The organism is Priestia sp. P5, assembly GCF_029522155.1.
Taxonomy (GTDB): Bacteria; Bacillota; Bacilli; order Bacillales; family Bacillaceae_H; genus Priestia; species Priestia megaterium_E.
On sequence record NZ_JAKWFJ010000001.1, the window covers coordinates 442320 to 458222 of the forward strand.

The following is a 15903-nucleotide window of genomic DNA, read 5'->3' on the forward strand; positions in this document are numbered from 1 at the left end:
TATAAAACCGTTATACTTGAATCATAAAAGAACTAAATAAATTGTCAAGAGCGTTTCTTTTTTTATATGATAGGTATATGCAATATTTTGCACGGGATATGTACATATTAAGTAGAAAAGGTGAAAAAATATGCAAAATGTGTTGATCGTTGGAGGAGGAAAAGGCGGATTAGCTATTCTGAAAATCTTGTTGGAAACCGAATTTATGAAAGTGATTGGTGTAGTAGACGTACGAGCTAACGCGCCGGCTGTTTTGCATGCGCAAGAACAAGATATTTCAACCGGAATGAATTGGGAGCCTTATATGACAAAGCAGCTCGATGTCATTGTTGAAACAACAGGTAAACAAGGCGTCTTTCAACAATTGCAAAGAAGCAAACCCGCTGATGCACTGGTAGTGCCGGGATTGGTTGCTGAAATTATGGCAAATCTGATGGAGGAAAAAGAAGAGTTAATTCAGCGGTTAAAACAAGAATCGTATAAATATGATCTTATTTTTAATGCAGCTCATGATGCGATGGTCGTGATTGATAGGAATGGATATATTACGCTATTTAATCAAAGTGCCGAGCGTTTGACGAACTTTTCACACAGAGATGTAATTGGTAAGCATCTTCATGAAGTCATTCCAAATAGTAAACTTGTTGATGTTCTTCATACAAAAACGATTGATCAAAATAGTGAATTTGTGTTAGATAGCGGACGCAAGGTAATTACGACTAGAATACCAATACTCGACGAGAATGGAGAGCTGTTTGGGGCCTTTTCGATTTTTAAAGATATTACGGACGTTGTCGGATTGGCAGAAGAAGTTACGAACTTAAAAGAAGTACAAACTATGCTTCAAGCTATTATTCAATCTTCTGAAGAAGCTATTTCGGTTGTCGATGAAGAAGGAAGAGGGATTTTAATTAATCCTGCTTATACGAGAATTACGGGTTTAAAAAAGACGGATATTATTGGTCAGCCCGCGACTGCCGATATCTCTGAAGGAGACAGTATGCACATGAAGGTGCTGCAAACAAGGCGTCCTGTTCGAGGTGTAAGAATGAGGCTCGGTCCGAGTAAAAGAGACGTGGTTGTCAATGTTGCCCCCGTTATTGTCGACGGGAAATTAAAAGGCAGCGTTGGCGTTATTCATGATATGTCTGAAATTCAAGAGCTTACAAATGAACTCAAAAGAGCGCGTCAAATTATTCGAACGCTTGAAGCGAAATATTCATTTGCTGATATCATTGGTCAATCTGAAGAGTTTCAGTTAGCAATTGAGCAGGCTAGACTTGCTGCCAAAACACCAGCTACTGTTTTGCTTAGAGGTGAATCTGGGACGGGTAAAGAGTTGTTTGCACATGCGATTCATAATGCGAGCAGCCGAAAGTTTAATAAATTTGTCCGGATTAACTGTGCTGCGCTTTCTGAGTCTTTGCTTGAAAGCGAACTTTTTGGGTATGAAGAAGGAGCTTTTTCCGGGGCGAAACGAGGCGGAAAACGAGGCGTTTTTGAAGAAGCCAATAACGGTAGCATCTTTTTAGATGAAATCGGGGAGCTTTCAGCTCATATGCAGGCTAAGCTGCTTCGGGTGCTTCAAGAAAAAGAGCTTATTCGCGTTGGAGGAACGACTCCTATTCCGGTGAATGTTCGCGTTATTGCAGCTACGAATGTGAATTTAGAAAAAGGAATGGCTGATGGAAGCATCAGACAGGACTTGTATTATCGGCTAAACAAAATTCCGATTCACATACCTCCTCTTCGGAAGAGAAAAGAGGATATTGGTGCGCTTGTTACACACTTAATTACAAAAATTAACCAAGATTACGGCCGGCATGTTGAAGGAGTAACAGAGCGGGCTTTACACTCATTAAGATCATACGACTGGCCAGGAAACGTTAGAGAGCTTGAAAACATATTAGGCAGAGCCATTATTTATATGCACTATACAGAAACAATGATTGATTCTATTCATCTCCCTTCGCTTGAAGGCAAGGGCAAAAAAGAAAAAAATCAGGTGAATGAAGAGGTAGTGTTCGAAGGGAAGACTTTAGCACACATGATGGAAAATTATGAAGCGGAACTTATTCAAAAAGTGCTGCTTGCAAACGAGTATAACCGAACAAAGACAGCAAAACAGCTCAATATTTCCCTGCGTTCTCTATATTATAAGTTGGAAAAATACAATCTTGCAAATAACAGCATGCAATAAAATGCATGGTGTGCAATTTATTGCATATAAATAGAGAGGTATTCTTTTTTTCTATTTGTTGTTAGAATCAATAAAAAAAATTTTTTGTGCGTAGAAACGGATATAAGCAGCTATATTATGTAATATATGCAGAGGGTGGCACAAATCTTGCATGTATTTTAGGTGACTGCATAAACGCGCAGTATGCTCTTTAAAACGGAGCAAAAGAAAGAATGAAAAAGGAGAGGTCGAACATTCCATGACTCTTGCTACCATCTTATCTCGGGTTGCTAAGCAGTCTTCTTTGACTGTTGCTGTTGCTGCAGCTGAAGACTTAGAAACAATTGAGGCAGTGTATGAAGCTGTGTCAAGGGAAGTTTCTGAATTTATTTTGTTTGGCAACGAAACGACAATTAATGAATTATTCAGGCAGTACCGCCCATCCTTACTCACTCATAAGGCTGTTACGGTCGTACATACGGAGTCCGTTTTAGAAGCGGCTCAATTGGCTGTGCGTTCAGTTCAGCAAGGTCAAGCTCATATCGTAATGAAAGGGAATTTATCCACATCGCTTATCTTAAAAGCTGTGTTAAATAAAGAGCATGGTTTGCGTACGGGAAATGTTTTATCACATGTAGCTGTGTTTGACGTTCCTCACTATGACCGTCCGATTCTTGTAACAGATGCAGCTATGAATATTACGCCATCTCTGGAAGAGAAAGTTCAAATCATTCAAAATGCGGTGAACGTTGCCCACTCGATTGGGATAGAGATGCCAAAGGTAGCTCCTATTGCAGCGGTTGAAGTTGTCAACCCTTTGATGCCTGCAACAGTAGAGGCTGCACTTCTTACACAGATGAACCGCAGAGGACAAATTAAAGGCTGCGTTATTGATGGACCTTTAGCACTCGACAATGCCATTAACATAGAAGCAGCCAAGCAAAAAGGCATTCAAAGTGAAGTTGCTGGTCAAGCAGATATATTACTCGTTCCTGCAATTGAAACAGGGAACGTTTTATATAAATCCCTCATTTATTTTGCTAAAGCAAAAGTTGGAGCTATTCTAGCAGGAGCAAAAGCTCCGGTCGTCTTAACATCCAGAGCAGATTCATCAGAAAGCAAATTATACTCACTGGCGCTTGCTATCAGCGTCGCTCAACAGAATTCTTAGGAGGCACTAACAATGAAAATTTTTGACTATATGGAAACATACGATTATGAGCAGTTATTATTTTGCCAAGATAAAGATTCAGGTTTAAAAGCCATTATTGCGATTCACGATACAACAATTGGACCAGCTCTAGGCGGTACGAGAATGTGGACATATGAATCAGAAGAGGCTGCAATTGAAGATGCGCTTCGTCTATCACGCGGAATGACTTATAAAAATGCAGCAGCAGGCTTGAATTTAGGCGGAGGGAAAACGGTTATTATCGGAGATCCTCGCAAAGACAAAAATGAAGCGATGTTCCGTGCATTTGGTCGCTTTATTCAAGGATTAAATGGTCGATACATTACAGCAGAAGATGTGGGCACAACGGTAGAGGATATGGATATTGTATATGAGGAAACGGATTATGTAACGGGTGTATCTCCTGCTTTTGGTTCATCAGGCAATCCATCGCCAGTCACAGCCTACGGTGTATACCGAGGAATTAAAGCAGCAGCAAAAGAAGCATTTGGAACAGATATGCTTGAAGGAAAAGTAGTAGCTGTCCAAGGCGTAGGAAACGTAGCATATAATTTATGCCGCCACCTTCACGAAGAAGGAGCGAAACTTATTGTAACGGATATTAATAAAGAAGCTGTTCAGCGTGCGGTAGAAGAATTTGGGGCGCAAGCAGTAGACCCGAATGATATTTATGGTGTAGAATGTGATATCTATGCTCCTTGTGCACTCGGAGCAACGATTAACGATGAAACGATCCCTCAAATAAAAGCAAAAGTTATTGCAGGGGCAGCTAATAATCAATTGAAAGAAACGCGTCATGGTGATTTAATCCATGAATTAGGCATTGTATATGCACCGGACTATGTTATTAACGCAGGAGGCGTTATTAACGTAGCTGATGAGCTAGTTGGATATAACCGTGAGCGTGCGCTGAAAAAAGTTGAAGGTATTTATGATAATATTGAAAAGGTAGTTGAAATCTCAAAGCGAGATGGCATTCCAACCTATCTAGCAGCAGATCGCTTAGCTGAAGAAAGAATTGAAAAGCTGCGTCGTTCACGCAGTCAATTTTTACAAAATGGACAGCATATTTTAAGTAGACGTCATACGCGCTAATGTTTGAGCTGAAGGCTAGGCAAAAGGAATAAATGAAATCCTTTCGACCTAGCCTTCGTTTATGAGAATGATAAGGTAGGAGGACATTTGTTGGATATGCACGAATATCGAATGCTGATAATAAATCCGGGTTCAACGTCCACAAAAATTGGCGTGTTTCACAACGATAAACCAATTTTTGATCGAACAATCCGCTACGATTCACAGCAAATGAATCAGTTTGAGACGATATATGCACAGTATGAGTTCCGTAAAAACTCGATTTTAGAGGCACTTGATGAAGAAGGGATTAATTTATCTAAATTAAGTGCAGTATGTGGAAGAGGAGGGCTTTTACGCCCGATTGAAGGCGGCACATACGAGGTAAATCAAGCCATGCTCAAAGATTTAAAAGACGGTTATGCCGGCCATCATGCTTCAAATTTAGGCGGGATTTTAGCGTTTGAGATTGCATCTGGATTAAATATTCCAGCATACATTGTTGATCCAGTGGTGGTAGATGAGCTAAGTGACATCGCTCGTATCTCAGGAACTCCTTTTATGGAAAGGAAAAGCATCTTTCACGCGCTGAATCAAAAATCGGTGGCTCGAAAAGTGGCCAAAGAAATGAATAGCACATACGAACAAATGAACGTTATTGTTACCCATATGGGCGGAGGCATTACAGTTGGAGTTCATCAACGAGGAAAAGTAATTGATGTGAACAATGGCCTGCACGGCGATGGTCCTTTTAGTCCAGAGCGCGCTGGCAGTGTACCGGTTGGTGAATTAGTTCGTCTTTGCTTTTCAGGTCAGTATTACCGCGAGGAGATTATGAAAATGCTTGTAGGAAAAGGCGGGCTTGTCGGTTATTTGGGCACATCTGACGTGCAGAAAGTCGAAGCGCTAGTGAAAAATGGAAACGAAAAAGCTAAGCTTATCTACGAAGCAATGGCTTATCAAATTTCGAAGGAAATTGGAGCTGCCAGTACGGTATTGCATGGAAAAGTAGATGCCATTATTCTAACGGGAGGCATTGCTTATTCAAAAGCGTTTGTTGAGCTGATTATCAATCATGTAAAGTGGATTGCAGATGTCATTGTTTATCCTGGAGAAAATGAGCTTCAAGCGCTAGCTGAAGGGGCTCTCCGAGTGCTTACAGGTGAAGAAGAAGTGAAGGAATATAAAGGCGCTTAATAGCGTTTGCAGAAAGGTGTGAAGCAGTGTGGCAAAAGAATATGATTTGGTCATTCTCGGCGGTGGAACCGGAGGGTACGTAGCAGCTATTCGTGCCTCTCAGTTAGGTCTATCGGTAGCGGTTGTGGAAAAAAATAAGTTAGGCGGCACATGCCTGCACGCAGGGTGTATCCCAAGCAAAGCTTTACTAAGAAGTGCAGAAGTCTATCAAACGGCTAAGAAAAGCAGTGAATTTGGCGTAGAAACGTCCAATGTACTATTGAACTATGCACGTGTACAAGAACGAAAGTCAGAAATTGTTTCACAGTTACATAATGGTGTCAAACAGCTAATGAAAAAAGGTAAAATTGACGTATATGAAGGAATCGGACGCATTTTAGGACCTTCTATTTTTTCTCCTATGCCAGGAACCATCTCCGTTGAATTAAAAAGCGGTGAAGAAAACGAAATGCTTATTCCAAAGAATGTAATTGTCGCAACAGGGTCTCGTCCTAGAACATTACCTGGTTTAACAATCGACGGAGAGAAAGTAATCACTTCAGATGAAGCATTAAAGATGGAAACACTTCCTGCTTCTATTATTATTGTGGGAGGCGGCGTCATTGGAATTGAATGGGCGTCAATGCTCACAGATTTTGATGTTGATGTAACGGTTGTTGAATACAGCGATCGAATTTTACCAACAGAAGATCAAGATATCTCCCGTGAAATGACGAAGCTTTTAAAAGCAAAAGGAGTTACCATTATTACTTCTGCTAAAGTAATGGCTGATACACTGTCTGTTGGTGGTCAGGTGAAAATTTCTGCTCAAGTAGGAGACGATATGCAAGAATATGAAGCAGAAAAGCTGCTTGTATCTGTAGGGCGTCAAGCGAATGTCGAAGGAATTGGTCTCGAGAATACCGATATTGTAGTAGAAAACGGTGTGATTGCCACGAATGATTTTTATCAAACGAAAGAATCTCATATCTACGCAATTGGAGATGTGATTGGCGGACTGCAGCTTGCACATGTAGCTTCTCACGAAGGAATTGTAGCTGTTGAGCATTTACATGGTGACAAGCCTTTGAAGATTGATTACACAACAATCTCTAAATGCGTATACAGCAGCCCGGAGGCAGCAAGTGTAGGATTAACAGAACAAGAAGCAAAACAGCAAGGATTTCAGCTGAAGGTTGGAAAGTTTCCGTTTAAGGCCGTTGGAAAAGCTCTTGTATATGGAGAGGCAGAGGGATTTGTTAAAATTATTGCCGATGCCGACACAAATGATGTTCTTGGTGTGCATATGATTGGACCTCACGTGACGGATATGATTTCTGAAGCGGGTCTTGCAAAGGTATTGGATGCTACACCATGGGAAATTGCTCATACCATTCATCCTCATCCTAGCCTTTCAGAAGCGATGGGAGAAGCTTCATTAGCTGTAGATGGAAAAGCGATTCATTTTTGATGATTAAAGGAGGTTTAAACATGACAAAAAACCGTCATGAATCATTAGGATTAACTGATGAACAAGTACTTGAAATGTACCGCACTATGCTGCTTGCACGAAAAATTGATGAGCGTATGTGGCTATTAAACCGTGCAGGGAAGGTGCCTTTTGTTATTTCATGTCAAGGTCAAGAAGCCGCCCAAGTTGGCGCAGCTTTTGCCTTAAACAGAGAGAATGATTACATATTACCTTATTACCGCGATCTGGGTGTTGTGCTGGCATTTGGAATGACCGCGCGCGATTTAATGCTTTCTGGGTTCGCTAAAGCAGAAGATCCAAACTCAGGAGGCCGTCAAATGCCAGGTCACTTTGGCCATAAGGAAAAGCGAATTGTAACAGGATCTTCTCCAGTTACAACACAGGTGCCTCATGCAGTAGGAATCGCTTTAGCAGGACGATTGGAGAAAAAAGACTTAGTAACGTTTGTTACGTTTGGAGAAGGATCTTCTAACCAAGGAGATTTCCACGAAGGCGCGAACTTTGCAGGTGTTCATAAGCTTCCTGTTATCTTTATGTGTGAAAATAACAAGTATGCGATTTCTGTTCCGGTTGAAAAGCAGCTAGGATGCGCAAAAGTATCTGATCGTGCGATTGGATATGGTATGCCAGGCTACACAATTGATGGAAACGATGTCCTTGAAGTGTACCGAGTGGTAAAAGAAGCAAGAGATCGTGCATCCAGAGGAGAAGGGCCTACTCTTATTGAAACTGTTTCGGAGCGTTTGACTGCCCATTCAAGTGATGACGATGATCGTGCATATCGCGGAGCAGAAGAATTGTCTGAAGCTAAAAAGAGTGATCCCCTTGCGTACTTTGCGACTTATTTAAAAGAGGTTAACGTGTTAACCGATGAACGAGAAAAACAAATGCTCGATGATATTATGAACATCGTTAATGATGCAACAGATTATGCTGAAAACGCTCCTTATGCAGAAGCGGAATCGGCTTTAAAATACGTGTACGGTGAGTAAGGAGGAGAACATATGCCGGTTATTTCATATATTGATGCAGTAACAATGGCCATTCGTGAAGAAATGGAAAGAGATTCCCGCGTGTTTGTATTAGGAGAAGACGTAGGGAAAAAAGGCGGCGTATTTAAAGCAACCAACGGACTGTACGAACAGTTCGGGGAAGAAAGAGTTATTGACACACCTCTTGCAGAGTCTGCTATTGCAGGCGTAGGAATCGGAGCGGCAATGTACGGCATGCGTCCGATTGCTGAAATGCAATTTGCTGATTTTATTATGCCTGCAGTCAATCAAATCGTGTCAGAAGCAGCGAAAATTCGCTATCGTTCTAATAATGATTGGAGTTGTCCAATTACAATTCGAGCTCCTTACGGCGGCGGAGTTCACGGTGCTCTTTATCATTCTCAATCTGTTGAAGCACTGTTTGCCAATACGCCAGGGTTAAAGATTGTGATGCCTTCTACGCCTTATGACGTAAAAGGATTATTAAAAGCAGCTATTCGTGATGATGATCCAGTTCTTTTCTTTGAGCATAAGCGTGCGTACCGTTTGATTAAAGGAGAAGTCCCTGAAGATGATTATGTACTTCCGATTGGCAAAGCAGATGTAAAGAGAGAAGGAGACGACATCACGGTTATTACATATGGTCTTTGTGTACACTTTGCTCTTCAAGCTGCTGAAAAGCTGGAAGCAGACGGTATTTCAGCACACATCTTAGATTTAAGAACGGTCTATCCACTTGATAAAGAAGCTATTATAGAAGCAGCATCTAAAACAGGTAAGGTTCTGCTTTTAACGGAAGACAACAAAGAAGGCAGCATTATGAGCGAAGTAGCAGCTATTATTGCTGAACACTGCTTATTTGATTTAGATGCGCCAATTCAGCGCCTTGCTGGCCCCGATGTTCCAGCTATGCCGTATGCACCAACAATGGAAAAATATTTTATGGTGAATCCAGATAAAGTAGAAAAAGCAATGAGAGAATTAGCTCAATTTTAAAAGGAGTTGTATCAATTGGCTATTGAAAAAATTACGATGCCGCAGCTCGGTGAAAGTGTAACAGAGGGTACAATTAGCAAATGGCTCGTTTCTGTTGGAGATCACGTAAATAAGTACGACCCGTTAGCTGAAGTCATGACGGATAAAGTAAATGCTGAAGTGCCTTCTTCTTTTAGCGGAACAATTAAAGAGTTAATTGCAGGTGAAGATGATACTTTGCCTGTAGGAGAAGTGATTTGTTTAATTGAAGTAGAAGGAACTGTACCTCAAAAAGAACAGAAAACGTCTGATAAGACTGTAGAAGAATCAGCGCCAAAAACAGCTGACAGTCAATCCAATAAAAGCCGATACTCTCCAGCTGTTATGCGTCTGTCACAAGAGCATAATATTAATTTAGATACCGTGACAGGAACAGGAGCAGGCGGCCGCATTACGAGAAAAGATATTTTAGCTGTTATCGAAAAAGGCGGAGCTGCTGAAGTGAAAGAAACACCTGCATCAACAGTTCAGCCAGCAGCACCTGTAGCAGCTGCTGCTCCAAAAACGCAGCAGCTCGCGGCGCCGGTTGTGTCTGCTGCAGGAGATCAAGAAATACCTGTTACAGGCGTGCGCAAAGCTATTGCAGCAAATATGCTTCGCAGCAAGCATGAAATTCCGCATGCATGGACAATGGTTGAAGTTGATGTAACGAATTTAGTTTCTTATCGTGATTCATTAAAGGCGGAGTTTAAGCAAAAAGAAGGTTTTAACTTAACGTATTTTGCGTTCTTCGTAAAAGCAGTGGCTCAGGCTTTAAAAGAATTCCCTCAAATGAATTCAATGTGGGCAGGGGACCGTATTGTCCAGAAAAAAGATATTAATGTATCCATTGCTGTTGCAACAGACGATGCTTTATTTGTGCCGGTTATTAAACAAGCCGATGAAAAGACAATCAAAGGCATTGCGCGTGAAATTACCGAACTCGCGCAAAAAGTTCGTACTGGTTCATTGAAGTCTGAAGACATGCAGGGCGGAACGTTTACTGTTAACAACACAGGCTCATTTGGTTCCGTGCAATCAATGGGGATTATTAATTACCCGCAAGCGGCTATTTTACAAGTAGAATCTATTGTAAAACGTCCAGTTATTATTGATAACATGATTGCCGTTCGAGATATGGTTAACTTATGTTTATCACTTGATCACCGCGTGTTAGACGGCTTGGTGTGCGGCAGATTCTTGGCAAGAGTTAAAGAGATTTTAGAATCTACTTCTAAAGAGAATACGTCCGTCTATTAAAAAAGAGGCTGGCGCAAAACTATTTTAGCTGAAGGAAGATCCGAACGATGAATTGAGATTCTTGATAGAGAATCCCACTCGTTCGGATTTTTTATCGTGATGGTAAATGTAGGGTAATTATATCCCGGCCTCTTTTTATTTTGAAGCAATGATTGAACAATTTGTAAAAGATGTATTAAAATAAAAGAAGAATCATCAAACTTCAAAGTGTAATCATCTCGGTTTAGCAGGCAGCTATTAACTGTAAAGGGGCATGGAAATGAAAACAAATACATTATCATTTCATGAATTTACACGTACACCTAAAGAAGATTGGGAGCAGGAAGTTAGCAAAAATACCACGCTTAACTCAAAAGAAACGTTAGAAAACATCTTTTTGAAACCGCTTTATTTCGAAAGTGATACGGCACATTTAGACTACTTGCAGCAGAGTCCGGCGGAAATAGATTGTTTAAGAGGAGCCGGTAAAGAATCATACATATTAGGGGAATGGGAAATTACCCAAAAAATCAACTTACCTTCTATTAAAGAAAGCAATAAACTTCTTTTACACAGTTTGAGAAATGGACAAAATACGGCCGCTTTTACGTGCAGTGAAGCAATGAGGCAAGGAAAAGACGTTGATGAAGCAACTGAAGCTGAAGTAGCCTCAGGCGCTACAATTTCCACTTTAGAGGATGTTGCTCATTTGTTTCAGCATGTAGCTCTTGAAGCTGTGCCTTTATTTTTAAATACGGGATGTACATCTGTTCCACTTCTTTCGTTTCTAAAAGCATACTGTGCTGATCATAACTTTGATATGAGACAGCTAACAGGTACGCTTGGAATGGATCCGCTCGGCACCCTTTCTGAATATGGAAGAGTTCCACTTTCTACTCGAGATTTATACGATCATTTAGCTTACACGACGCGTTTGGCTCACAGTAATGTTCCAGAGCTCAAAACGATCATTGTATCAAGTATTCCTTACCATAACAGCGGTGCAAACGCTGTTCAAGAACTAGCTTATATGCTTGCTACAGGGGTGCAGTATATTGATGAGTGCATAAAACGCGGTTTGTCCTTACATCAAGTTTTACCTCACATGACCTTTTCTTTTTCAGTTAGCTCACATTTATTTATGGAAATATCAAAACTTCGTGCTTTTCGCATGCTTTGGGCAAATGTGGTTCGTGCTTTTGATGACACAGCCGTTTCAGTGCCGTTTATCCATACGGAAACGTCACGTCTTACACAGTCTAAAGAAGACATGTATACAAATGCATTAAGAAGCACGGTTCAAGCATTTGCTTCTATCGTAGGAGGAGCGGATAGTCTGCATATTGAACCATATGATTCCGTCACATCCCCATCCTCTCAGTTTGCTCATCGCCTTGCCCGTAACACTCATTTAATTTTACAGCACGAAACACATATATCAAAAGTAATGGATCCTGCCGGAGGCTCTTGGTACGTTGAAGCTTACACACATGAATTAATGACAAAAGCTTGGGAGTTATTTGGCAACATTGAAGACCTCGGCGGAATGGAAGAAGCTTTAAAACAAGGGCGAATTCAAGATGAAGTTGAACAAATGAGAGTAAAAAGACAAGAGGATATAGAGTGCCGAATTGAGCGCTTGATCGGAGTCACACACTATGCTCCTAAGCAACAGGATGCATCTCAAGAGATAAAAAACACGCCGTTTAAAAAAGAAGAAATAAAAATGGATAAATACAGTGATCAGAACGCTTCGGAATTTTCATCAAATCTTTCGCTAGAGGACTATACAAAGCTAGCATCTAAAGGGGTAACAGCAGGGTGGATGCTAAAACAAATGGCGAAGCAGACACAGCCTGACAGTGTTGTGCCGCTCACTAAGTGGAGAGCAGCAGAGAAGTTTGAAAAAATACGGGTTTATACAAAGGGAATGAGCATTGGCATTATGGAGCTCACCGATCCTAGCAGCCGTAAAAAAGCTGAGATTGCCCGGTCTTTATTTGAAAGCGCAGGCTTTGCGTGTGAAACAATTAAAAACATAGATTCTTATGTGGAAATAGCAGATTGGATGAATGAACAAAAGCATGAAGCATATGTGATCTGTGGAAGTGATGAACTCGTGGAAAAGCTCTTAACAAAAGTGATGACTTATTTTGAGGAAGATTCGGTTTATGTGTATGTAGTGGGAGAAGAACATGTATCACGCAAAACGCAGTGGCAGCAAAAAGGTATAATGAGCGTCATACATCCTAAGACGAATGTTATTCAGTGCGTTAAGAAGTTATTATGTGCTTTGGAGGTAGAAGTTCATGTATAAAAAGCCTTCTTTTTCTAATATTCCATTATCATTTTCAAAGCAGCAAAGGGAAGATGACGTGACTCAAAGTTCCTTCACTGCTTTTCAAACAAATGAACAAATTGAATTAAAATCAGTATATACAAAAAAAGATAGAGATAACCTCGACTTTATTCACTTTGCACCTGGTGTCCCACCGTTTGTGAGAGGACCGTATGCAACGATGTATGTGAATCGGCCTTGGACTATTAGACAGTATGCAGGATACTCAACGGCGGAGGAAAGCAATGCCTTTTACCGCCGAAACCTAGCTGCTGGACAGAAAGGGCTGTCCGTTGCTTTTGACCTCGCTACCCACCGCGGCTATGACTCTGATCATCCAAGAGTTGTTGGAGATGTAGGGAAAGCAGGCGTGGCAATTGATTCAATGATTGATATGAGGCAGCTGTTTGAAGGGATTCCGCTTGATCAAATGTCCGTGTCGATGACGATGAACGGGGCGGTGCTTCCTATTTTAGCTTTCTACATCGTAACAGCTGAAGAACAAGGCGTAAAAAAAGAAAAGCTGGCTGGAACGATTCAAAACGATATTTTAAAAGAATATATGGTGCGCAATACGTATATTTATCCGCCCGAGATGTCAATGCGAATTATCGCGGATATCTTTAAATATACGGCAGAGTACATGCCGAAATTTAACAGTATTAGTATATCAGGCTATCATATGCAAGAAGCAGGTGCTCCAGCAGACTTAGAGCTTGCTTATACGCTTGCAGACGGACTTGAATATGTACGCACCGGCTTGAAAGCGGGAATTACAATTGACGCATTTGCTCCGAGACTATCCTTTTTCTGGGCAATTGGAATGAACTACTTTATGGAAGTAGCGAAAATGAGAGCAGGGAGGCTGCTGTGGGCAAAACTAATGAAGCAGTTTGAGCCGGATAATCCTAAATCACTCGCTCTTAGAACGCATTCTCAAACGTCCGGATGGAGCTTAACGGAGCAGGATCCATTTAATAATGTTATTAGAACATGCGTCGAAGCTCTGGCTGCAGTGTCAGGACATACGCAGTCGCTTCATACAAACGCACTGGATGAAGCGATTGCTCTTCCGACTGATTTTTCAGCTAGAATTGCTCGAAATACGCAGCTTTATTTACAAAGCGAAACGGAGATTTGTTCCGTTATTGATCCTTGGGGAGGCTCTTATTATGTGGAATCATTAACGAATGAATTAATGATAAAAGCGTGGAAGCACCTTGAAGAAATAGAGAAGCTAGGCGGAATGACAAAAGCAATAGAAGCAGGCGTACCTAAAATGAAGATAGAAGAAGCTGCTGCCCGTAGACAAGCAAGAATAGACTCAGAGGCAGAAATTATTGTAGGTGTTAACCAGTTCCAGCCAGAGCAAGAAGAACCGCTTGATATTCTGGATATTGATAACACAGCAGTTCGAATGAAACAGCTGGAAAAGTTAAAGAAAATACGCAGTGAACGTAACGAACAAGCGGTAATCGAAGCGCTTAATCGACTGACTACTTGTGCCAAAACAGGTGAAGGGAATCTCCTTGCTTTTGCGGTTGAAGCTGCTCGAGCTCGAGCTACACTAGGTGAAATTTCAGAAGCTATTGAGAAAGTGGCTGGAAGACATCAGGCTACTTCTAAGTCAGTCAGCGGGGTATACAGTGCGGAGTTTGTGCATCGAGATCAAATCGAAGAAGTTCGAAAGCTCACGGCTGAATTTTTAGAGGAAGAAGGAAGACGCCCAAGAATTTTAGTCGCGAAAATGGGGCAAGACGGTCATGACAGAGGATCGAAAGTTATTTCAACAGCCTTTGCTGACCTTGGATTTGATGTGGATATTGGTCCTTTATTTCAAACGCCTGAAGAGACAGCAAGGCAAGCTGTAGAAAACGACGTACATGTGATTGGCATAAGCTCTTTGGCAGCCGGGCATAAAACGTTGCTGCCGCAGCTTGTTGAGGAGTTAAAGAAATTAGAGCGCGACGATATCGTTGTTATTGTCGGAGGCGTTATTCCTAAGCAAGACTACTCATTTCTTTTAGAACACGGCGCTTCTGCAATCTTTGGACCTGGAACAGTAATCCCAAAAGCGGCCGTTTCCGTCTTACATGAAATAAAGAAACGCTTAGAAGAATAGTTGGTGAAGACAATTGGTGAAATTAAAAACGGTACAAGATTATAAACAAGGGCTGCTTGAAGGGAAAAGAACAGCGTTAGCTCAAGCCATTACTTTAATTGAAAGTAAAGCGCCGAAGCATAAAGTAATAGCACAACAGCTGATTAAAGAAATCTATCCTCATACGGGACATTCAGTGCGCATTGGTTTTACAGGTGTACCCGGAGCAGGAAAAAGTACGCTGATTGACAAATTTGGGTCGTACCTCTGCAAAAATGGCCATTCCGTTGCAGTTTTGGCAGTCGATCCAAGCAGTACCTTGTCTGGAGGAAGTATTTTAGGAGATAAAACGAGAATGGAGCTGCTTACCAAACAAGAGAACGCTTTTGTCCGTCCTTCACCTTCTCAAGGAACGCTTGGAGGTGTTCATCTTAAAACGAGAGAAGCCATTTTTCTTTGTGAAGCGGCTGGGTATAACATCATATTTGTCGAAACGATGGGTGTCGGCCAAGGTGAAATGATTGTAAAAGAGATGGTAGACTTCTTTGTTCTGCTTGCTTTAACCGGAGCAGGAGATGATTTGCAAGGAATTAAAAAAGGGCTGCTTGAATGGGTTAATTTGATTTGTGTAAATAAAGCAGACGGGGATAACCGGCTAAAAGCAGAAGTGACTGCAAAAGAATACGAAAGCGTCATCGGTTTCCTTCACGGTCATTCTGGAGGGTGGAACCCACAAGTCATCACAACTTCTGCTTATGAAGAAGCATCATTTCAAGACTTGTGGAAGATAATTTGTGACTATAAGGAATGGATGAATAAAAAGGATCTGTTTTATACAGTAAGGCAAAAGCAAATGAAGGCATGGTTACAAGCAAGTGTTAATGAATATTTACAAGAATCATTTTATGAACATCCTTTAGTTAAGCAAACGTTAGGGGATGTTGAAAAACAAATGATGACGGGAGATGTCACAATGGCTGAAGCTCTCGAACACTTGATTAAAATCTACCAGCAGGCGATGAAGGAAATATAAAAAAGGATCCTGCATTTTATGCGGATCCTTCTACACTAGGGAGTTAAGAGTATGGTTTTCTAGCTGTAAAAAT

11 protein-coding genes are annotated in these 15903 nt (G+C 41.2%); all 11 read left to right on the forward strand.

Annotation, left to right across the window (positions count from 1 at the left end):
- The first annotated feature begins 130 nt into the window (after nt 1–130).
- Nucleotides 131–2200 carry a sigma-54 interaction domain-containing protein gene (locus MMB69_RS02300; protein ID WP_221784557.1) on the forward strand — a complete coding sequence of 690 codons (2070 nt, stop codon included), beginning with the start codon at nt 131–133 and terminating at the stop codon, nt 2198–2200.
- Between the two features lie 238 nt (nt 2201–2438).
- Nucleotides 2439–3350, forward strand: coding sequence for a phosphate butyryltransferase (gene yqiS / locus MMB69_RS02305; RefSeq protein WP_028410667.1), 912 nt, complete (start codon nt 2439–2441; stop codon nt 3348–3350).
- Nucleotides 3351–3362: 12 nt separating this feature from the next.
- A complete protein-coding gene (gene bcd / locus MMB69_RS02310; protein WP_013059125.1) occupies nt 3363–4466 on the forward strand; it encodes a branched-chain amino acid dehydrogenase in 1104 nt (367 codons plus the stop codon).
- A gap of 96 nt (nt 4467–4562) precedes the next feature.
- Nucleotides 4563–5642, forward strand: a complete 1080-nt coding sequence (buk, locus tag MMB69_RS02315; protein WP_481861878.1) for a butyrate kinase — start codon at nt 4563–4565, stop codon at nt 5640–5642.
- Between the two features lie 28 nt (nt 5643–5670).
- Nucleotides 5671–7092, forward strand: coding sequence for a dihydrolipoyl dehydrogenase (gene lpdA, locus MMB69_RS02320; RefSeq protein ID WP_028411580.1), 1422 nt, complete (start codon nt 5671–5673; stop codon nt 7090–7092).
- A 20-nt stretch (nt 7093–7112) separates the two neighbouring features.
- Nucleotides 7113–8105 (forward strand): thiamine pyrophosphate-dependent dehydrogenase E1 component subunit alpha, encoded by a 993-nt coding sequence (locus MMB69_RS02325; protein ID WP_013084976.1) that lies wholly within the window; start codon nt 7113–7115, stop codon nt 8103–8105.
- A gap of 12 nt (nt 8106–8117) precedes the next feature.
- Nucleotides 8118–9101 carry an alpha-ketoacid dehydrogenase subunit beta gene (locus MMB69_RS02330; protein ID WP_013084975.1) on the forward strand — a complete coding sequence of 328 codons (984 nt, stop codon included), beginning with the start codon at nt 8118–8120 and terminating at the stop codon, nt 9099–9101.
- A 15-nt stretch (nt 9102–9116) separates the two neighbouring features.
- Nucleotides 9117–10379: a dihydrolipoamide acetyltransferase family protein gene (locus MMB69_RS02335; protein ID WP_277447092.1), complete on the forward strand. Its 1263-nt coding sequence runs from the start codon at nt 9117–9119 to the stop codon at nt 10377–10379.
- 259 nt (nt 10380–10638) lie between these two features.
- Nucleotides 10639–12675 (forward strand): acyl-CoA mutase large subunit family protein, encoded by a 2037-nt coding sequence (locus MMB69_RS02340; RefSeq protein WP_277447093.1) that lies wholly within the window; start codon nt 10639–10641, stop codon nt 12673–12675.
- Complete coding sequence (scpA, locus tag MMB69_RS02345) at nt 12668–14818, forward strand: methylmalonyl-CoA mutase (RefSeq protein ID WP_277447094.1); 2151 nt, start codon at nt 12668–12670, stop codon at nt 14816–14818. The genes MMB69_RS02340 and scpA overlap by 8 nt, the downstream gene beginning before the upstream one ends.
- A gap of 16 nt (nt 14819–14834) precedes the next feature.
- Nucleotides 14835–15830 (forward strand): methylmalonyl Co-A mutase-associated GTPase MeaB, encoded by a 996-nt coding sequence (gene meaB, locus MMB69_RS02350; protein WP_277448038.1) that lies wholly within the window; start codon nt 14835–14837, stop codon nt 15828–15830.
- The last annotated feature ends 73 nt before the right edge of the window (nt 15831–15903 follow it).